13 protein-coding genes, 1 tRNA gene and 1 pseudogene are annotated in these 19,743 nt (G+C 71.9%); 1 reads left to right on the top strand and 14 read right to left on the bottom strand.

Going from position 1 to position 19,743, the window contains the following annotated elements; all coding sequences use genetic code 11:
• Nucleotides 1-6 precede the first annotated feature (6 nt).
• The 10 genes from rapZ to F8O02_RS03225 all read right to left on the bottom strand — a co-directional run bounded on the left by rapZ (nt 7) and on the right by F8O02_RS03225 (nt 15,357).
• Nucleotides 7-918 carry an RNase adapter RapZ gene (rapZ, locus tag F8O02_RS03180; RefSeq protein ID WP_158035801.1) on the bottom strand — a complete coding sequence of 304 codons (912 nt, stop codon included), beginning with the start codon at nt 916-918 and terminating at the stop codon, nt 7-9.
• Complete coding sequence (uvrC, locus tag F8O02_RS03185) at nt 878-2,815, bottom strand: excinuclease ABC subunit UvrC (protein WP_158035802.1); 1,938 nt, start codon at nt 2,813-2,815, stop codon at nt 878-880. The genes rapZ and uvrC overlap by 41 nt, the downstream gene beginning before the upstream one ends.
• On the bottom strand, nt 2,805-5,750 hold the full coding sequence (gene uvrA, locus F8O02_RS03190) for an excinuclease ABC subunit UvrA (RefSeq protein ID WP_158035803.1): 2,946 nt from the start codon (nt 5,748-5,750) through the stop codon (nt 2,805-2,807). The genes uvrC and uvrA overlap by 11 nt, the downstream gene beginning before the upstream one ends.
• Nucleotides 5,747-7,840: an excinuclease ABC subunit UvrB gene (gene uvrB / locus F8O02_RS03195; RefSeq protein WP_158035804.1), complete on the bottom strand. Its 2,094-nt coding sequence runs from the start codon at nt 7,838-7,840 to the stop codon at nt 5,747-5,749. Before uvrB ends, uvrA begins: the two co-directional genes overlap by 4 nt.
• Nucleotides 7,841-7,898: 58 nt before the next feature.
• A complete protein-coding gene (locus tag F8O02_RS03200) occupies nt 7,899-8,204 on the bottom strand; it encodes a GNAT family N-acetyltransferase (protein WP_179416305.1) in 306 nt (101 codons plus the stop codon).
• Nucleotides 8,205-8,236: 32 nt separating this feature from the next.
• Nucleotides 8,237-8,836, bottom strand: coding sequence for a dephospho-CoA kinase (coaE, locus tag F8O02_RS03205; protein ID WP_158035806.1), 600 nt, complete (start codon nt 8,834-8,836; stop codon nt 8,237-8,239).
• 193 nt (nt 8,837-9,029) lie between these two features.
• Nucleotides 9,030-10,493, bottom strand: a complete 1,464-nt coding sequence (gene rpsA / locus F8O02_RS03210; RefSeq protein WP_158035807.1) for a 30S ribosomal protein S1 — start codon at nt 10,491-10,493, stop codon at nt 9,030-9,032.
• A 312-nt stretch (nt 10,494-10,805) separates the two neighbouring features.
• Nucleotides 10,806-11,813 carry a thiamine-phosphate kinase gene (gene thiL, locus F8O02_RS03215; RefSeq protein ID WP_158035808.1) on the bottom strand — a complete coding sequence of 336 codons (1,008 nt, stop codon included), beginning with the start codon at nt 11,811-11,813 and terminating at the stop codon, nt 10,806-10,808.
• Nucleotides 11,813-14,620, bottom strand: a complete 2,808-nt coding sequence (polA, locus tag F8O02_RS03220; RefSeq protein WP_158035983.1) for a DNA polymerase I — start codon at nt 14,618-14,620, stop codon at nt 11,813-11,815. The genes thiL and polA overlap by 1 nt, the downstream gene beginning before the upstream one ends.
• 68 nt (nt 14,621-14,688) lie before the next feature.
• Entirely contained in the window at nt 14,689-15,357 is a 669-nt protein-coding gene (locus F8O02_RS03225; RefSeq protein ID WP_158035809.1) for an ANTAR domain-containing response regulator, read from the bottom strand.
• 65 nt (nt 15,358-15,422) lie between these two features.
• Here F8O02_RS03225 and F8O02_RS03230 point away from each other — a divergent pair.
• Nucleotides 15,423-15,508: transfer RNA gene (locus F8O02_RS03230), tRNA-Leu, on the top strand.
• Between the two features lie 9 nt (nt 15,509-15,517).
• Here F8O02_RS03230 and F8O02_RS03235 read toward each other — a convergent pair.
• The 4 genes and pseudogenes from F8O02_RS03235 to F8O02_RS03250 all read right to left on the bottom strand — a co-directional run bounded on the left by F8O02_RS03235 (nt 15,518) and on the right by F8O02_RS03250 (nt 19,636).
• Nucleotides 15,518-16,780 (bottom strand): bactofilin family protein, encoded by a 1,263-nt coding sequence (locus tag F8O02_RS03235; protein WP_179416205.1) that lies wholly within the window; start codon nt 16,778-16,780, stop codon nt 15,518-15,520.
• Nucleotides 16,781-16,958: 178 nt separating this feature from the next.
• Nucleotides 16,959-17,221: pseudogene (locus tag F8O02_RS08985) on the bottom strand (YnfA family protein); the annotation flags it as partial.
• Between the two features lie 29 nt (nt 17,222-17,250).
• Nucleotides 17,251-18,201: a histidine phosphatase family protein gene (locus tag F8O02_RS03245; protein WP_158035811.1), complete on the bottom strand. Its 951-nt coding sequence runs from the start codon at nt 18,199-18,201 to the stop codon at nt 17,251-17,253.
• A gap of 10 nt (nt 18,202-18,211) precedes the next feature.
• Nucleotides 18,212-19,636, bottom strand: coding sequence for an FAD-binding oxidoreductase (locus tag F8O02_RS03250; protein WP_158035812.1), 1,425 nt, complete (start codon nt 19,634-19,636; stop codon nt 18,212-18,214).
• Nucleotides 19,637-19,743: the final 107 nt, after the last annotated feature.

The raw sequence follows: 19,743 nt of genomic DNA on the forward strand, positions 1-19,743 counted from the left end.
CGCGCGTCATTCCTTTCCGAGGTCTCGATGGGTCACTTCGACGTTGAGGTCGGGATTGCGCCGCAGGCGTCGGGCCATCTCGTTCGCCATGGCGACCGAGCGGTGCTTGCCGCCGGTGCAGCCGAACGCGAACATCGCATGGCGCTTGTTCTCGCGGAGGTATCCCTCGAGCACCGTGGTGAGCACGTGCTCGTAGTCGGCCAGGAAGCGCTGCGCTCCCGGCTGGCCGAGGACATAGTCTCTCACATCCGCGTCCTGCCCGGTGTGCGACCGCAGCTCCTCGACCCAGAACGGGTTCGGCAGGAACCGCATGTCGGCCACCATGTCGGCGTCGAGCGGGATGCCGTGCTTGAACCCGAAGCTCGTGACGGTGACGGTGACCCGGTCGGCCTGGCTGCCGCCGAACAGCTCGTAGCTGCGGTTGGTGAGCTGGTGGACGTTCATCCCAGTCGTGTCGATGATCGTGTCGGCCCGACCGCGCAGGGTCGCGAGCAGCTGCCGCTCGCGCCGGATCGCGTCCACCAGCGGCGCCCCGTTCTGCAGCGGGTGCGGCCGGCGCACCTTCTCGAAGCGGCGCACGAGCTCGGCGTCGCTGGCCTCCAGGTACACGACGCGCACGGGCACGGCGAGGCCGTGCAGGGCGTCGAGCTGGGCGTCCAGATCGCTGAACAGGGTGCCGCCGCGCACATCGAGCACGACCGCGAGCCGGTCGATCTCGTGCTCGCCGTCCTGGACGAAGTGCGCGAGGGGCACGAGCATCTTCGGCGGCAGGTTGTCGATGACGTACCAGCCCATGTCCTCCAGCGCGTTGGCGACGGTGGACCGGCCGGCGCCGGAGAGCCCGGTGAGGATGAGGATCTCGCTGCGCTGGTGCTCGTCAGACTGCTCGGTCACCCGATCGTTCCCGCTCGCTGTCATGGTCATCAAGAATAGCCCGATTCCGCCGCTGCCACTCCCCCAGTCTGGCCGCGGTGACCGCGCCGATGCCAGGCACTCCTTCGAGCTCCTCCGGGGTGGCCCGGGCCACCTGCGCCGGCGAGCCGAAGCGGCGCAGCAGATCACGCGCGCGGCGGGCGCCGACCCCGGGCACGGCGGCCAGATCGGTCTCGTATGCCTTCGCCCGCGACCCGCGCTGATAGGTGATCGCGAACCGGTGGGCCTCGTCGCGGATCCGCTGCACCATGAACATCGCCTCGCCGCCACGCGGCAGGATGATTGGGAAGTCCTCGCCCGGCAGCCACAGCTCCTCGAGGCGCTTGGCGATGCCGGCCAACGCGATGCGGTCGGCGAGCCCCGCCTCCTCGAGCGCCCGGTGCGCGGCGGCGACCTGGGGCGCGCCGCCGTCGACGAGGATCAGGTTCGGGAAGTACGAGAACGACTCCCGGCGCGGGTCGCGCTCCCCCGCCGGCCGGTCCTGCTCGGCCCGCAGATGCGCGAGCCGGCGGCTGATCACCTGGTGGATGCTGCGGGTGTCGTCGTTCGTGCCAACGATGCTGAACTTCCGGTAGTCGCGCTTCTTCGGCAGCCCATCCTCGAAGACGACCATGGAGGCGACCACGTCGGTGCCCGCCAGGTGCGAGATGTCGTAGCATTCCATCCGCAGGGGCGCCTCGGCCATCCCGAGGGCGTCGGCGAGCTCGGTGAGCGCCCGAGTGCGCGCGTCGTAGTCGCTGGCCCGCTTCATCCGGTACTGCCGCAGCGCTTCGGCCGCGTTGGCGGCGACCGTCTGCTGCAGCTGCGCCTTCTCGCCGCGCTGCGGGACGCGCAGGTGCACCGGCCCGCCCCGGCGGCGGCGCAGCAGCTCGGTCACCGCGGCCTCGTCGGCCGGATGCTCCGGCAGCAGGATCTGCACGGGCACCTCGAACGGCCGGTCGTCGTCGGCGAGGTAGACATGCTGCAGGGCCTGGGCGAGCAGCTCGGGCCGGGAGACGTCCTCCATCTCCTTGTCGATCAGCCAGGTGCGCACGCCGCGGATGCGGCCGCCGCGCACCCGGAACACGTGCACCGCGGCGGTCAGCTCGTCCTCGGCGACGCCGAGCACGTCGGCGTTCTCGTGCTCGGGCAGCACCACGGCCGACTCGGCGAGCACCGCCTGCAGCGCCTGCAGCCGGTCGCGCAGCAGGGCCGCCTCCTCGAAGTCGAGCCGGTCACTCGCCTCCTGCATGCGGGTGCGCAGGTCGCGCTCGACGGAGTGATCCTGCCCGGACATGAAGCGCACGAGCCGCTCGGCGATCTCGCGGTGCCGTTCGAGCGGCACCCGGCCGACGCACGGCGCCGCGCACCGGCCGATGTCGCCGAGCAGGCAGGGGCGCCCGGTGCGCTCGGCACGGTGAAGGGTGGACGCCTTGCAGCTGCGCATGGGGAAGACCTTGAGCAGCTGGTCGATCGTGCTGCGCAGCGCGTACACCTTCACGTACGGGCCGAAGTAGCGATCGCCGCGGCGGTGCCGGCCGCGGGTGACCATCACGCGCGGGATCTCCTCGGAGAGCGTCACCGCCAGGTACGGGTACGACTTGTCGTCCTTGAACTGGACGTTGAAGGGCGGGTCGTACTCCTTGATCCACGTGTACTCGAGCTGCAGCGCCTCGATCTCGCTGCCGACGATCGTCCACCTCAGGTCGCGGGCGGTGGTGACCATGCGGCGGGTGCGTTCGTGCAGGGTCTCCAGTGGCGCGAAGTAGCTGCTCAGCCGCTGGCGGAGGTTCTTCGCCTTGCCGACGTAGAGCACGCGGCCGTGGGCGTCGAGCCAGCGGTACACCCCGGGGCGGTCGGGGATGTCGCCGGTGCGCGGCCGCCAGGCGAGGTCATCCGACACGGTCCGCCTCGGGGACGTCGACGCCGAGGATCTCGGCGAGGAAGCGACCGGTGTGGCTGCCCGGGGTGGCGGCCACCTGCTCGGGGGTCCCCTGGGCGATGACGGTGCCGCCACCGGCGCCGCCCTCCGGGCCCATGTCGATGATCCAATCGGCGCTCTTGATCACGTCGAGGTTGTGCTCGATGACGATGACGGTGTTGCCCCGGTCGACGAGCCGCTGCAGCACGACGAGCAGCCGGCGCACGTCCTCGAAGTGCAGGCCGGTGGTCGGCTCGTCGAGCACGTACACGCTGCGCCCGGTGGAGCGCCGTTGCAGCTCGGTGGCGAGCTTGACCCGCTGAGCCTCGCCGCCGGAGAGGGTCGTGGCGCTCTGCCCGAGCCGCACGTAGCCGAGCCCGACGTCGACCAGGGTCTGCAGGTACCGGTGGATGCCCGCGATCGGCGCGAAGAACTCGGCCGCCTCGGCGATCGGCATGTCGAGCACCTGGGCGATGTTCCGACCCTTGTAGGTGACCGCGAGGGTGTCGCGGTTGTACCGGGCACCGTGGCAGACCTCGCAGTCGACATACACGTCGGGCAGGAAGTTCATCTCGATCTTGAGCGTGCCGTCGCCGCCGCAGGCCTCGCAGCGGCCGCCCTTCACGTTGAACGAGAAGCGGCCGGGCTGGTACCCGCGGGCCTGGGCCTCGGGGGTCTGCGCGAACAGCTGGCGGATGCGGTCGAACACGCCGGTGTACGTCGCCGGGTTCGATCGCGGCGTGCGCCCGATGGGGCTCTGGTCGACGTGGACGACCTTGTCGAGCCCGTCGATGCCGGTCACCCGGGTGTGCCGGCCCGGCAGCGTGCGGGCGTGGTTGAGCCGCTGGGCGAGGGCCCGGTAGAGGATGTCGTTGACGAGCGTGGACTTGCCCGATCCGCTCACCCCGGTGACGGCGGTGAACACACTGAGCGGGAAGGACACGTCGATGTTCCGCAGGTTGTTCTCACGGGCGCCGACGACGGTGATCCGGCGGCTCTTGACGGCCTTCCGGCGCTTCGCCGGCACGGGGATGGACCGGCGACCGGCGAGGTAGTCGCCGGTGATCGACGCGGGGTTGCGCTCGAGCTCGGCGACGGTGCCTGAGTGGACGACGAGGCCGCCCTCGACGCCGGCACCGGGGCCGATGTCGACGATCCAGTCGGCCGCCTCGATCGTCTCCTGGTCGTGCTCGACGACGAGCAGCGTGTTGCCGAGGTCGCGCAGCCGGCGCATCGTCTCGATCAGCCGCCGGTTGTCGCGCTGGTGCAGGCCGATGCTCGGCTCGTCGAGCACGTACAGCACGCCGGTGAGCCCCGAGCCGATCTGCGTGGCCAGGCGGATGCGCTGGGCCTCGCCACCGGAGAGCGTGCCGGCCGAGCGCTCCAGCGACAGGTAGTCGAGCCCCACCTCGAGCAGGAAGTCGAGCCGGGCACGCACCTCGCGCAGCACGGGGGCGGCGATCGCGGCCTGACGCTCGGGCAGCGCGAGGTCGCGGAAGAAGGCGGCCGCCTCGTCCAGCGGCATCCGCACGACGTCCCAGATGCTGCGCCCGCCGACCTTCACGGCGAGCACCTCGGGCTTGAGGCGGGCGCCGTGGCAGACCGCGCAGGGCACCTCGCGCAGGTACTGCGCCCAGCGGTCCCGCTGGGTGTCGGTCTCGGCCTCGACCCAGTGCCGGTGCACGTACGGCAGCACGCCCTCGAACCCGGAGGAGTACTTGATCTCACGGCCGAACCGGTTGCGGTAGCGCACCTTCACCTTGTAATCGCGGCCGTGCAGCACGAGCCGCTGCACCCGCTTCGGCAGCTCGCACCAGGGGGTGTCGAGCGAGAAGTCGTTGTCGCGGGCGAGGCCCTCGAGCACGTGGATGAAGAAGTGCGACAGCCCGCTGCCCTGCGTGCTCCACGGCAGGATGGCGCCCTCGGCGATCGACGCGTCGGGGTCGCCGATGACGAGATCCTCGTCGGCGGCCATCGCCGTGCCGAGCCCGGTGCAGGCCGGGCAGGCCCCGAACGGGGCGTTGAACGAGAACGTGCGCGGCTCGAGGTCGGCGATCTCGATCGCGTGCCCGTTCGGGCAGCTCAGCCGCTCGGAGAATGACCGGATGCGCTCGGGGTCGTCGGGGTCGCGGTCGACGAAGTCGATGACGACCACACCGTCGGCGACCCGCAGGGCCGTCTCGACCGAGTCGGTCAGCCGGGTGTCGATGCCCGGCCGGGCGACGAGTCGGTCGACGACGACCGAGATGTCGTGCTTGTACGACTTCTTGAGCGCGGGCGGCTCGGAGAGGGAGATCGTCTCGCCGTCCACCTGGGCGCGGGCGAACCCCTGCGCCTGCAGGTTCGCGAACAGGTCGACGAACTCGCCCTTGCGCTGCCGCACGACCGGAGCCAGCACCTGGAAGCGGGTGCGCTCGGGCAGCTGCAGCAGCGTGTCGACGATCTGCTGGACGGTCTGCCGCTCGATGGGCGCGTCGCACTCCGGGCAGTGCGGGGTGCCGGCGCGGCTGAACAGCAGCCGCAGGTAGTCGTAGATCTCGGTGATCGTGCCGACGGTGGAGCGCGGGTTGCGGTTGGTGGACTTCTGGTCGATCGAGACGGCTGGGCTCAGCCCCTCGATGAAGTCGACGTCGGGGCGGTCCACCTGGCCCAGGAACTGCCGGGCGTACGCCGAGAGGCTCTCGACGTAGCGGCGCTGCCCCTCGGCGAAGACCGTGTCGAACGCGAGCGACGACTTGCCCGATCCGGACAGCCCCGTGAACGCCACGAGGGCGTCGCGGGGGAAGCTCACGTCGATGTCGCGCAGGTTGTGCACGCGAGCACCGCGAACGGTGATCCGGTCGTCCGTGTCCGGCACCCGGTTGAACGCCGGGTCCACCTGCCGCGAGCCGATCTCCTCGAGCACGTTCTCGCTCATCGCATCCCTGCCTTCCGCGCGCTGCGCAGCTCGCTCTTGACGTCCTGCAGCTCGTCGCGCAGGCGCGCGGCCAGCTCGAACTGCAGCTCCTTCGCGGCGGCGAGCATCTGCGCGTCGAGCTCCTCCGCGAGCCGCTGCAGCTCCTCCACCCCGTGGGCCTCCCCGTGGCGGGGCGCGGGCCCGGCCAGCGGGACGTCCGCGTCCGCGCCGACCAGGTCGCGTCCCCCGGCGTGGCCGCGCCGGCCGCCGATCAGCTCGCGGGTGTCCTCGGCCTCGCGGACGATCTGGTCGGTGATGTCGGCGATCCGCTTGCGCAGCGGCTGCGGGTCGATGCCGTGCTCCTCGTTGTAGCGGATCTGGATATCGCGACGGCGGTTCGTCTCGTCGATCGCCCGGCGCATCGAGTCGGTGACCGTGTCGGCGTACATGTGCACCTCGCCGCTGACGTTGCGGGCGGCGCGGCCGATCGTCTGCACGAGCGACGTCGTCGACCGCAGGAAGCCCTCCTTGTCGGCGTCGAGGATCGCTACGAGGCTCACCTCGGGCAGGTCGAGGCCCTCGCGCAGCAGGTTGATGCCGACGAGCACGTCGAAGGTGCCGCGACGCAGCCCGGTGAGCAGCTCGACGCGACGCAGCGTGTCGACGTCCGAGTGCAGGTACTCGACGCGCACGCCGTTCTCGGCGAGGAACTCGGTGAGGTCCTCGGCCATCTTCTTCGTCAGCGTGGTGACGAGCACCCGCTCGTCGCGCTCGACGCGCAGGCGGATCTGCTCGAGCAGGTCGTCGATCTGCCCCTTCGAGGGCTTGACGGCCACGAGCGGGTCGACGAGCCCGGTGGGGCGGATGATCTGCTCGACGACGCCGTCGGCATGCTCGAGCTCGTAGGGGCCGGGGGTCGCGGACATGTAGATCGTCTGCCCCACCCGCTCCTCGAACTCGGCCCAGCGCAGCGGCCGGTTGTCCAGGGCGCTGGGCAGCCGGAACCCGTGCTCGACGAGCGTGCGCTTGCGGGAGGCGTCGCCCTCGTACATGCCGCCGATCTGCGGGACGGTCACGTGCGACTCGTCGATGATGGTCAGGAAGTCGTCCGGGAAGTAGTCGAGCAGGCAGTGCGGCGGCTCCCCCGGCGCGCGCCCGTCGATGTAGCGCGAGTAGTTCTCGATGCCGCTGCAGAAGCCGATCTGCTCGAGCATCTCGAGGTCGTAGGTGGTGCGCATCTTCAGCCGCTGCGCCTCCAGGAGCTTCCCCTGCCGCTGGAACTCGGCGAGACGGACGTCGAGGTCGTCGCGGATCTCCGCGACGGCGCGACGCATCGTCTCCTCGCTGGCGACATAGTGCGACGCCGGGAAGATCGCCACCGCGTCCTCGGTCTTCAGCACGTCGCCGGTGACCGGGTGCAGGGTCGCCAGCGACTCGATCTCGTCGCCGAACAGCTCGATGCGGATCGCGTACTCGTCATACATCGGGATGATCTCGACGGTGTCGCCGCGCACCCGGAACATGCCCCGGGTGAACTCCACGTCGTTGCGCTTGTACTGCATGGCGAGGAAGCGGTGCACGAGCTCGTCGCGCTCGATGCGGTCGCCGACGTGTATCGGGAGCATCGCGCGCAGGTACTCGTCCGGTGTGGCCAGGCCGTAGATGCACGAGACGGTGGAGACGACGACCACGTCGCGGCGGCTGAGCAGCGAGCGGGTCGCGGAATGCCTCAGACGCTCCACCTCGGCGTTGATCGAGGAGTCCTTCTCGATGAAGGTGTCCGTCTGCGGCACATACGCCTCGGGCTGGTAGTAGTCGTAATACGACACGAAGTACTCTACGGCGTTGTGCGGCAACAGCTCGCGCAGCTCGGTGGCCAGCTGCGCGGCCAGGGTCTTGTTGTGCGCGAGCACGAGGGTCGGCCGCTGCATCCGCTCGATGAGCCACGCGGCCGTGGCCGACTTGCCGGTGCCGGTCGCACCGCGCAGCACGACGTCCCGCTCGCCGTCGCGCAGCCGCCGCTCGAGCTGGTCGATCGCCCGGGGCTGGTCGCCGGACGGCTCGAACGGGCTCTCGACCTGGAACGGACGCACTTCACGCTGGGGCTGCACGTGATGATTGTAGCCGCAGCGGACGGCGCCACCCGAACAGATGTTCGAACGCGTGTCGTCAGTGCGCGGCGGACGCGTCCACGAGCAGCGACGCGCGCTCGGGATGCCGCTCGAACCAGCGTGCCGCGTACCAGCAGGACGGGCGCACGCGCAGATCGCCCTGCTGGGCGATGTGGTCGACGGTGTGCCGCATGGCCTCCGCCGCCCAGCCGCGCCCGCGCAGCGCCGGCGGGGTGAACACATGGGTCAGGGCGATGACCGGGCCGTTGACGCGGTAGTCGACGGCGCTCAGCAGCGCCCCCTCCTCGTCGCGGAGCACGAAACGCTCTGACTCGGTGTCCTGCCTGAAGACGGTGCCACTCATGCCGTCCATGGTAGCCCAGTGCGGTCCGGCGCTCACAGGAAGGCCGCCGCGATCTGGTGCCACACCTGCAGCGCGTGCCGCTCGGTGCCGGCCAGGTCTCCGGACGCGTCCACGACGTAGTCGGCGATCGCCTCGCGATCGGCGTCGCTCGCCTGAGCCGCCACGCGCTGCGCCGCCTCCACCGCGGTGTAGCCGCGCTCGGAGACGAGCCGACTGACCCGCTCCTCGGCCGGGGCGCTCACCGTGACCACGGCGTCGAACGGCTGCGGCAGATCCGCCTCGACGAGCAGCGGCACGTCATAGACGACGATCGACTCGTCGGGCGCGGCGGCGATGCGCTCGGCGACCCGGTCGCGGATGCGCGGATGCGTGATCGCGTTGAGCCGGGCCAGTGCCTCGGGGTCGCCGAACACGCGCTCGGCGAGCGCCTTGCGGTCGAGGGAGCCGTCGGGGCGGATCACCTCGTCGCCGAACGCCTCGCGGATCTCGGCGAGCGCGGGACGCCCCGGCTCGACGACCTCGCGCGCGACCTTGTCCGCATCGACGATGCGGGCGCCCTGACGGGCGAAGACTCTGGCGACGGTGGACTTGCCGGCGGCGATCCCTCCGGTGAGGGCGATGACGGTTGGCATGCACCCAGTCTACCGCCGGTCGAGGGACGCCCGGCCGGCGCCCCGGCCCCGCGTCGGGCGTCTGGAGACCAGGGGACCCCGCTGCGCCGGGGACCCGGAGACGGAGAACGCCCGGATCCCGTCGGGGTGACGGGATCCGGGCGTTCTCGGGACCGATGCGTTCGAGCGACCCGAGCCGCTCAGCGCGACGGGATCAGCGGTGCTCCAGCTGCTCCTTGAGCGCGGCGAGCGTCGCGTCGTCGGCCAGCGTGCCCTCGTGATCCGAGGAGCTGTACGAGGTGGCCTCGCTGATGCCGAAGCCGCCCTCGGCATCCTTGGCCTGCTGCTCGCGCACCTGCTGCTTGTGCCGCTCCCACAGGGCCTGGGCCTTGGCGTACTCCTGCTCCCACTTGTCGCGAGCCTCTTCGTAGCCGGGCTTCCACTCGTTGGTCTCGGGATCGAAGCCCTCGGGGTACTTGTAGTTGCCCTGCTCGTCGTACTCGGTGACCATGCCGTACAGCGCCGGGTCGAAGTCCGTCGAGTCGGGGTCGACGCCGTCGTTGGCCTGCTTGAGCGAGAGGGAGATGCGGCGACGGTCGAGGTCGATGTCGATGATCCGCACGAACACCTCCTGGCCCACCTGCACGACCTGCTCGGCGAGGTCGACGTGATGGTGCGACAGCTCCGAGATGTGCACGAGGCCCTCGATGCCGTCGGCGACGCGGACGAACGCGCCGAACGGGACGAGCTTGGTGACCTTGCCCGGGGTGATCTGCCCGATCGCGTGCGTGCGGGCGAACACCTGCCACGGATCCTCCTGCGTCGCCTTCAGAGACAGGGAGACGCGCTCGCGGTCACGCTCGACCGAGAGCACCTCGACGGTGACCTCCTGGCCGACCTTGACCACGTCGGACGCGTGCTCGATGTGCTTCCAGCTGAGCTCGGAGACGTGCACGAGGCCGTCCACACCACCCAGGTCGACGAACGCGCCGAAGTTGACGATCGACGAGACGATGCCCTTGCGGATCTGGCCCGGACGCAGCTGGGCGAGGAACTGGCTGCGGGTGGCCGACTGGGTCTCCTCCAGCAGCGCGCGACGCGAGAGCACCACGTTGTTGCGGTTCTTGTCGAGCTCCAGAATCTTCGCCTCGAGCTCGCGACCCAGGTAGGGGGCCAGGTCGCGCACGCGGCGCAGCTCGATGAGCGAGGCGGGGAGGAAGCCGCGCAGGCCGATGTCGACGATGAGGCCGCCCTTGACGACCTCGATGACGGTGCCCTTGACGACCCCGTCAGCCTCCTTGATCTTCTCCACGTCGCCCCAGGCGCGCTCGTACTGCGCGCGCTTCTTCGACAGGATCAGGCGGCCTTCCTTGTCCTCCTTCTGGAGCACCAGGGCCTCGACGGTATCGCCGACCTTGACGACCTCGTCCGGGTCGACGTCGTGCTTGATCGAGAGCTCGCGGGAGGGGATGACCCCCTCCGTCTTGTAACCGACGTCGAGGAGCACCTCGTCGCGATCGACCTTGACGACGGTGCCGGTGATGAGGTCACCGTCGTTGAAGAACTTCAGCGTTTTCTCGACCGCCGCCATGAAGTCCTCGGGCGAGCCGATGTCGTTCACGGCGATCTGCTCGGTGCCCGGGGTCACAGGGGCCTTCTGGTCGATTTCAGTTGACATTAAGCGGGTACTCCAGTGTGTGTGCTGCTCGGGTCGGGCGAGCGGGTCACCCCGCTCTGCTGCAAGCCGGCCGCGGGTCACGGTCGACTCTCCCGACGATGGATATCGTGCATGCGAAGCCTCCGACAAGGATGCTCCACTGGTACACTACCGGCCGCGACGCGCCCGGGCAAACGACCGGGCCGCGACACGCCGCGGATGACAGGATCCGCGGCGACCGGGATCCCGCCACGCCGGCCAGGCGAACCGCCCGGGCGTCCGGACCGGCGCGACGGGCCCACGACGCGTCCGAGGGCGATCGCACCCGCCCGGTCAGCGCCCGGCGAAGTGATCGAACCCCAGGTACTCGGTGGGTCGGCCGGAGAGCAGCACCCCGTGCTCCCCCCGTTCGACGACAGCCCCGAGCACCTCGAAGCCCTCCGGCGGGCGGGCGTCCGGCGCGAACACGGCGAGCAGGCCGTAGTCCTCGCCGCCGGCCATGACGAGCTCCCACGGGTCGATGTTCAGCGTGTGGCGGGCCCAGCCGAGGTCGGCGCAGCGGCCGGCCAGCGCTCCGGAGACCAGGTCCAGCGTGACCCCAGAGGAACGGGCGAGACGCGCCCCGTCCCGGGCCAGCCCATCGGAGACGTCGATGAGCGCGTGGACGCCCGCGACGGCGGCCGCAGCGCCGAGCGCGATCGGTGGCCGGGGGCGCAGCTGGGCGTCGATGGCCTCCCGGATCGTCCCGGTGCGCTCGAGCCCCCGCAGGTCGGGGTCGCCCGCGCGCTCCCCCAGCAGGATGCGCAGCCCGGCCGCCGCGAACCCGAGCCGCCCGGCATAGGCGACCACATCCCCGGGCTCGGCGCCTGCGCGGGTGACCGGGATCTCGACCTCGCCGGTGCTCGTCGCCGCGGAGATGACGAGCCGCGAGGCGGAGAGATCCCCACCCCAGACGGACACGCCGGGTGCCAGCGTCGCCACCGCGTCGCGCACCCCGCGTCCCCAGCCGACCAGGTCGGCGACCGTGCGGTCGCGGGGGATGCCGAGAGTCATCAGCAGTCCCGTCGGCCGCGCACCCATGGCGGCGATGTCGGAGAGGTTCACCGCGGCCGTCTTCCACCCGACGTCGTACGGGGTGAACTCGGGCAGCACGAAATCCTCGTGCTCGACGAGCAGGTCGGTGGAGGTGACCAGCCGGGAGCCGCGGGCGATCGTCGCGACGGCCGCGTCGTCGTCCGCGACCTCGGTCGGGTGCGCGCCGGTGGGATACGCCTGCCGCAGGATCGCGACGAGCTGCTCCTCGGCGAGCTCGTCGAGTCGGGTGCCGAGCGAGACCTTCATCAGTGGGCCGCCCTCGCCCAGGTGGGGCCGATGCCGATGTGCACGTCGAGCGGCACGTCGAGCGTGGCGGCGTGCCCCATCGCGTCGGTGACGAGGTCGCGCACCCGGTCGAGCTCGCCGGGGGCGACCTCGAGGATGAGCTCGTCGTGCACCTGCAGCAGCATCCGCGAGGCAAGCCCGGCGTCGCGCAGCCGACGGTCGACGGCGATCATGGCGATCTTGATGATGTCGGCGGCGCTGCCCTGGATCGGGGCGTTGAGCGCGGCCCGCTCGGCGTTGTCGCGCACGCGGCGATCCCGGGAATGCAGGTCGCCGAACGGCCGCCGCCGGCCGAAGATCGTCTCGGTGTAGCCGTCAGAACGGGCCTGCTCGACGACGTCGCGCAGGTAGTCGCGCACCCCGCCGAAGCGGCGGAAGTAGCCGGACATGAGGTCGCGGGCCTCCTCCCGGCTGATCCGCAGCTGGTTGGCCAGGCCGAACGCGCTCAACCCGTACACGAGCCCGTAGCTCATCGCCTTGACCTTGTTGCGCATCTCGGGGGTCACCTCGGCGGGTGTGACGCCGAACACCTTCGAACCGACGTACCGGTGCAGGTCCTCCCCCGAGTTGAACGCCTCGATGAGCCCCTCGTCACGCGAGACGTGGGCCATGATGCGCATCTCGATCTGCGAGTAGTCGGCGCTCAGCAGCGTCTCGTACCCCTCGCCGGCGACGAACACGTCGCGGATGCGCCGGCCCTCCTCGCTGCGCACGGGGATGTTCTGCAGGTTCGGGTCGGTGGAGCTCAGCCGACCGGTGGCGGTGCCGGTCTGCTGGTAGGTGGTGTGGATGCGCCCGTCGGCGGCGACGACCCGGCTGAGGCTGACGACCATCTGGGCGAGCTTCGTGGTGTCGCGGTGGGCGCCGAGCAGCTCGAGGAAGGGGTGCCCGGTGCGCTCGTACAGGGTGGCGAGCGCCTGCTGGTTCGTCGAGTAGCCGGTCTTCGTGCGACGCGTCTTCGGCATGCCGAGCTCGTCGAAGAGCACCTCCTGCAGCTGCTTGGGGCTGCCGAGGTTGAACTCGTGGCCGATCATCTTGTACGCCTCGGAGGCGATGTCCCGGGCGCGGTCGGCGAACGTGTCGCCGAGCTGCTCGAGCCGGTCGGCGTCGACGGCGATACCGGTCGTCTCCATCCGCCACAGCACCGGGGAGAGCGGCAGCTCGATCTCGCGCAGCACCCGACCGCCGCGGGTGGTGTCGAGCGAGCGCACGAGCGCGCGGCCGAGCACGAGAGTCTGCCAGGCGGCCAAGGCCGTCTCCGCGTCGACGCCGGTGGCCGGCGTCTCGCCCGCGTCGTCTGTCGTGCCCGGGCCGGCTGCTGCGACCGGGCCGGCGGACGTGTCGGCCGGCTCCGCCTCGGCGGGGGCCGGGAACAGCGCGTCGCCGTCGTCCTCGTGGCGGAACGTCCAGGTGAAGAACTGCTGCTCGCTGGCCCGCAGCGAGTGGTCGGAGCGGGCGGAGTCGAACAGGTACCAGGCGAGCTCGCTGTCGATGACGACATGCGCGACGAGGCCGAGCCCGGCGCGGTCGAGCAGGTGGAGCATCTCCTTCAGCCCGTGGACGGCCTTGGCCCGGTCCCCGCCGAGCCACACGCGCAGGCGGTCGAGCGCCGGGTCGCCGGCGACGGGCAGCGGGGCCGTCCACGCCGCCGTCTCGGTGGCCACCCCGATGGCGACCGGCGCGTCGTCGGCGATCTCAAACGCGACGCCGACGGTCTCGCGCTCGGGCAGGGCCTCGACCCGGTCGAGCAGGGCCGCGAGCGTCGCCGTCAGACGCGGTTCGGGCGGCTCGGCGGTGATGACAGGCACTGGCATGCCGCCGCTGACGGCGGACGCCGGCTCGGCCGCGGCGGTGCCGTCGGTCTCGAGCGCGGCCGCGGGCACGGCCCGGCCGCTCTGCCTGTGCAGCTGGGCGTCGAGCGCCTGCACGCGGGCCTTCATCGTGCGCAGCTGCAGCTCGCTGAACACCTGCTCGACGCGCTCGTGGTCGACCTCGCGCACGCGCAGGTCGTCGAGCCCGACCGGCAGGTCGAGGTCGCGGCGCAGACGGTTGAGCCGGCGGTTGCGCTCGACGTCGGCGATGTGGTCGCGCAGGCTCTGGCCGACCTTGCCGCCGATCTCGTCGGCGTGGGCGATGATCCCGGCGACGTCGCCGTACTTCGTCACCCACTTCGCGGCGGTCTTGGGGCCGACGCCGGGCACGCCGGGGAGGTTGTCGCTCGTCTCGCCGACGAGGGCGGCGATGTCGGGATAGTGCTCCGGCGCGACGCCGTACTTCTCGCGCACGGCCTCCGGTGTGAACCGGGAGAGCTTCGACACGCCCCGCACCGGGTACAGCAGGGTGACGTCGTCGTCGACGAGCTGGAACGCGTCGCGGTCGCCGCTGACGACGAGCACGCGCTCCCCCGCCTGCTCGGCGGCGAGACTCAGCGTGGCGAGGATGTCGTCGGCCTCGAAGTTTTCCTTGGTGACGACGGTGATGTTCATCGCCTCGAGCACCTGCTGGAGGTGCTCGACCTGGCCCTTGAACTCCTCTGGCGTCTCGCCGCGCGTGCCCTTGTACTCGGGGTACTCGTCAGTGCGGAACGAGTGCCGGGAGAGATCGAAGGCGACGGCGATGCGGGTGGGTCGCTCGCTGCCGAGCAGGCTGAGCAGCATCCCGAGGAACCCGTGGATGGCGTTCGTGTGCAGCCCGGACTCGAGCTGGAAGCTCTCGGGCGGCAGGGCGTAGAAGGCGCGGAACGCGAGCGAGTGCCCATCGATGACCATCAGTGTGTCTCGGGTGTCTGTCACGCCCACCACTGTACCCGGCGCCTCGGACGGGCCGACGGGGACGATCAGGCGGTGGGGCCGGCCGCGTCCTCGTGGTGATCGCCGCGGTGGCCGTGCTCCTTCCGGTCCTTCTTCGGCGGGGCGAGCTGGGCGATGACGGCCTGGGCGACGTCACGCATCGTCGCGCGGCGGTCCATGCTCGCCTTCTGGATCCAGCGGAACGCCTCGGGCTCGGTCATGCCCATGCGCTGGTTGAGCAGGCCCTTCGCCCGGTCGAGGAGCTTGCGGGTCTCGAACCGCTCGACGATGTCGCCGACCTCGGTCTCGAGCGCCTTGATCTGCGCGTGGCGGGAGAGGGCGATCTCGATGGCGGGGATGAGCTCGGCCGGGGTGAACGGTTTGACCACATAGGCCATGGCGCCGGCCTCGGTGGCCCGCTCGACCAGCTCCTTCTGGCTGAACGCGGTGAGCAGCACGACCGGGGCGATGCCCTCGTCGGTGACGTGCTGTGCGGCGGTGATGCCGTCCATCTCGGGCATCTTCACGTCGAACACGGCCAGATCGGGCTTCAGCTCGCGCACGAGCTCGAGGGCCTTCGCCCCGTCGCCGGCCTCGCCGACGACGTCGAAGCCGGCGTCGCGCAGGGTGTCGACGATGTCCATCCGGATGAGCGATTCGTCTTCGGCGACGACCACGCGCCGCGGGGTGCTGGGGGATACTGTCTGATCACTCACGCGAACAGCTTACGGTATGATCTCCCGGGGTCGGCGGATGTCGATCACCGCCGGCGATCCGGCCGGCCCGAGTGGCGGAATGGCAGACGCGGGGCACTCAAAATGCTCTGCCCGTGAGGGCGTGTGGGTTCGACTCCCATCTCGGGCACCACCCTCAGTGTCACTGCGACGGCGTCGCCGACACTCCCGGTGCCGGCGCGGAGGCCGTGGGCTCCGCCAGCGGGGCGCCAGTCGCCACACCCCCGGATGCGGTCTCGCCGCGGCGACGATCCCACCACGCGAGCACGGTCGCGCCGATGCCGGTGGCCTGGGCGACCAGGGCGACGAGCATGCCGACCCAGGGCACCAGCACCACCACGACGAGGATCGGTGTGCCGACCAGGGTCTGCAGTGCGGGGCCGCGGCGGCGCAGGATCAGCGCGCCTATGACGCGCGCCGCGACCGGCCAGGCGAGCAGGTGCAGGGCGATGCCGGCGACCAGCAGCGCGCCGGCGACCGGCAGGCCGATCACGGTGACCGCGCTCAGCACCAGGGCGATCGGCAGGCCGGCCATCACGAACGCGCCGATGCCGAGGCTCGCCCAGAGACGGCCGCGCAGGGTGTCGCCGATCGTGCGGATCGCCCGAGGGAGCAGGAGCACCGCGAGCATGGTGAGGGCGAGTCCGGCGGCGATCCAGTACAGGGCGCCGAGCGCCCAGCCGGCGATCCGCTCCCCCGCGGTGGGCTGCGGGGCGGGCTCGTCCGCGTCCACCTGAATGCGCGTCTCGCCGCCGATCTCGGCGGCGGAGCCGATGGCCGGCTGCTCGGAGACCTCGGCGACGAGATCGCGGCCGATGCGGCCGTCGACGGCGAGCGCACCCCCGCCGACGGTGACGTCGCGGTCGACCTGCCCGGCGACGGTGACCCGTTCGGCGGCCATGGTCGCATCCGTGCCGACCCGTCCGCCGGCGGCGATGGTGACGCTCTGGCCGGCAAGGGTGACGGCACGGTCGACCTGGCCGGTGACCGCGACGGTCTCGGCAGCCGCGCGCACGCTGCCGCGGACGGTGCCGCCGATCTCCACGATCTGCGCGGCGGCGATGACGTCGCCGTTCACGGTGCCGGTGACGCGCACGAGACGCCCGGCAGCGAAGACGTCGCCGTCGACGGTGCCGGTGACGGTGATCGTGTCACCAGCACGGAAGACGGTGGCCGGGGTATCGCCCACGGTGAGGTCGCCCTCGGCGGCGCGGGCGGTCGCGGGGGCGGCGAGGCACAGGAGCGCGGCGAGCAGGGCGGTGAGCAGCACGGCGGCCCGGCGGCGCGGCGGGCGGACGGCGCGGGATCGAGCGACAGGAGCCGATGCGATGGCGCGGGTCGCGGGGAGGACAGAGGTCGATGGGAGGGCTGGGGTGGTCTGGCGGGGCGGCGTTCTGTCGATCATGGGGCGAGCCTACCGGAGACCGGTGACAGCTGGGTGACGCGGTCGGCTGCCGCTGGGCCCGCTGCGGCGGACGCGGCCCGGCCCGACCTGTGGCGGGACGTGACACGGCGGACGCGGCCAGGCCAGCTCCCGGGCGACCCGGGCTGCCCCTCGGCTCGCCTCGCTTCCCGGTCGACCCGCCGATCATGATGATCGCCGCGCCGGCGAGGGCCACCGCGGCCCCGGTCCAGTCCCACGCGGTCGGCCGGAAGCCGTCGACGAGCATCCCCAGGCCAGCGAGCCGGCGATGAACACCCCGCCGTAGGCGGCGAGGACGATCACGCCGAGTCCCACCCACCACCAGGGACGCTGCTCGCGCACGGACTGTCACACCAGCCAGGACCCGCCGATCTCGGCGAGCGCGGCCAGGACGAACAGGATGACGATGCGCAGGGCGTGCATGGCGAGGATTGTCGCACGCCTCCGGCCGCTCAGTGCTCGCTCGCCTCGCCGTGGACGGCCTCGACCGTCCACCGCCAGGCGTGGGCCGGGACGACCGGGTCGGGCCCGGTCACCGCGACGCCCGTCTCGTCTGGTCCGTGCCCGGCGGGGGCCGCCGCGTCGGCCCGGTCGGACTCGCCCACGGCGGATGTGTCCGACTCGCCGACCTCGGCCGCATCGGCATCGCCACGCAGCAGCACGAACCCGCCGTTGACCAGGTGCAGCGGCTCGGCGAAGCCGATCGCCTCCAGCGTGCAGCGGATGAGCGTGCCGTGCGCGACGGCGATGCCCGCCGAGGACGCGAAGCCGGCATCGACCGGGCCGCGCGCGTCAGCCGCCGGGGCGAGGGCGTCGTCAGGGTTACCGCCCCAGACCGGGCCCGCAGGCGCGACCGGGCCGGCGACGAGCCAGTCGGCCAGCGTCGCCAGGCCGGCGAGCCCTCGGGCGCGCACGGCGTCGATCGGCTCGGCGCCCGGGATCGCGCCGCGGGCGATGAGCCAGTCGAGCACCATGCCCCGCCCGCGGCGCTCCTCGGGCACCTGCCAGCGGTCATACAGCTCGGGGAAGCTGAGTCCCTCCGCGGCGCCGTAGCGACGCTCCCGCAGCTGCGGCACGCGCAGGCCGACCCCGCGGCCGACGTGCGCGGCGATCCGCTCGGCGGTCTGCACCGCGCGACGCTGCGGCGAGCTGGCGACGACCGCCCAGTCGGCGGCGAGGCCGGCGAGGGACTCCCCCGCCGCGTCCGCCTGCCGGCGCCCGAGCGCGCACAGCCCGGCCTCGCTCTCGCCCTGGACGCGACCGGCGAGATTGAGCTCGGTCGCGCCGTGGCGAACGAGGGCGAGGGCCACGCCGGCGCGGCCCGGTGCGGGGCGGGATCCGTCTCGCGGCGCCCGGCGGACGGTCACGGGGATGCGGGGCGGGGGAGACGAGGGACGGGTCACCGCGGCGGCCTCAGAGCTTGCGGCCGGGGTTCAGGATGCCCCGGGGGTCGAACGCGGCCTTCACCGCGACCTGCAGGGCGCGCAGGCGGGGCGAGAACTCCTGGGCGATCGAGGCGTGCTTCATCGTGCCCACGCCATGCTCGCCGGTGACCGTGCCACCCAGCTCGATCGTGCGCTCGAGGATGAACGCGAACGCCTGACGGGCCCGCTCGAGGCTGGCCGGGTCGGCGCTGGTGTAGCCGATGATCGGGTGCAGGTTGCCGTCGCCGACGTGCCCCCCGGTGGCCACCGGGGCGCCGAAGGCGGTGGACGCGTGCTCGATGACCTTCAGCAGCTTGAGCAGGCGGCCCCGCGGCACGGCGATGTCCTCGGTGAGCACCTCCTCGTAGGCGGCGAGGAGCCCCGGGTGGAGGTTCCGGCGGATCTCGAGCAGCCGGTCGACCTCGGCCGAGGTGCGGGCCACGTCCACGCGCAGGGCGTCATGGGCGCGGAAGATCCGCTCGTACTCGGCCACGTCGTCCACCGCGGCGCCCAGGGTGTCGGACTCGACGATGAGCATCGCGGCGGCGTCCTCGGGCAGATCCGCCGAGGCGTCGTACGCGTTGATCGCCCGGATCGACGGCTGGTCGAGCATCTCGAGGGCGCTCGGCCGGTGCTGGGAGGCGCCGGCCTCCGCGGCGGCCGCGAGCGCGGCCTCGAGCGTCGGGAAGTAGGCGGCGGCACCGGCGGCCTCGCCGGGCAGGGGCTCGAGGGCTATGGTCGCTTGGGTGACGACGCCGAGGGTGCCCTCAGAGCCGACGATGAGCCGGGTGAGGTCGAGGCCGGCGACGCCCTTGATGGAGTCGTGGCCGGTGCGCACGACGCTGCCGTCGGCGAGCACGACGGTGAGGGTGCGCACATGGTCACCGGTGACGCCGTACTTGACGCAGCGCATGCCGCCGGCGTTGGTGGCGATGTTGCCGCCGATCGTGCTGATGTGCACCGAGCCGGGGTCGACCGGGTAGTAGAGGCCGTGCTCGCGGGCGGCGCGGCCGAGGTCGGCGTTGATCACGCCGGGCTGGACGGTGGCCAGCTGGTCGGCCTCGTCGATGTGGAGGATGCGGTTCATGCCGCTCATGTCGAGCAGGATGCAGCCGGGCATCGCGGCGGCGGCGCCGACGACGCCGGTGCGGGCGCCCTGCGGGACGACGGGGATGACGAGGTCGTCGGCGATGCGCAGGACCTCGGAGACCTCCTCGGTGCTGCCGGGGCGCACGAGCGCGGCGGCGAGGGCGTCGGCGTGGTCGACGCTCATGTCATGGCCGTGCTCGAGGAGCACGTCCGGATCGGTGATGACCCGCTCGGCGCCCACCGCCTCGACGAGTCGCTCGACGGCCTCCTGCTGGAGGGCCGTGCGCGTGGGGAGTGCGGTGTCGCCATTGACGTTGATGCTCATGTCGCAATGCTACCCCCGAGGTCGGACCGTGCCGGGCGGCGGAGCGCGTGTGCCCGGCCGCGGCGCGACGACCGGGATGCGGCGGGACGACCGGGACGCGGCGGGAC

The organism is Pseudoclavibacter caeni, assembly GCF_008831125.1.
Lineage (GTDB): Bacteria > Actinomycetota > Actinomycetes > Actinomycetales > Microbacteriaceae > Pseudoclavibacter_A > Pseudoclavibacter_A caeni.

Excerpts from the sequence above, each read along its gene's own strand:
- rapZ (WP_158035801.1), bottom strand. The coding sequence starts at position 918 with ATGACAGCGAGCGGGAACGATCGGGTGACCGAGCAGTCTGACGAGCAC.
- uvrA (WP_158035803.1), bottom strand. The coding sequence starts at position 5,750 with ATGAGCGAGAACGTGCTCGAGGAGATCGGCTCGCGGCAGGTGGACCCG.
- F8O02_RS03200 (WP_179416305.1), bottom strand. The coding sequence starts at position 8,204 with ATGAGTGGCACCGTCTTCAGGCAGGACACCGAGTCAGAGCGTTTCGTG.
- coaE (WP_158035806.1), bottom strand. The coding sequence starts at position 8,836 with ATGCCAACCGTCATCGCCCTCACCGGAGGGATCGCCGCCGGCAAGTCC.
- thiL (WP_158035808.1), bottom strand. The coding sequence starts at position 11,813 with ATGAAGGTCTCGCTCGGCACCCGACTCGACGAGCTCGCCGAGGAGCAG.
- polA (WP_158035983.1), bottom strand. The coding sequence starts at position 14,620 with ATGGTCATCGATGGGCACTCGCTCGCGTTCCGCGCCTTCTACGCCCTG.
- F8O02_RS03235 (WP_179416205.1), bottom strand. The coding sequence starts at position 16,780 with ATGATCGACAGAACGCCGCCCCGCCAGACCACCCCAGCCCTCCCATCG.
- F8O02_RS03250 (WP_158035812.1), bottom strand. The coding sequence starts at position 19,636 with ATGAGCATCAACGTCAATGGCGACACCGCACTCCCCACGCGCACGGCC.
- rpsA (WP_158035807.1), bottom strand. The coding sequence starts at position 10,493 with ATGTCAACTGAAATCGACCAGAAGGCCCCTGTGACCCCGGGCACCGAG.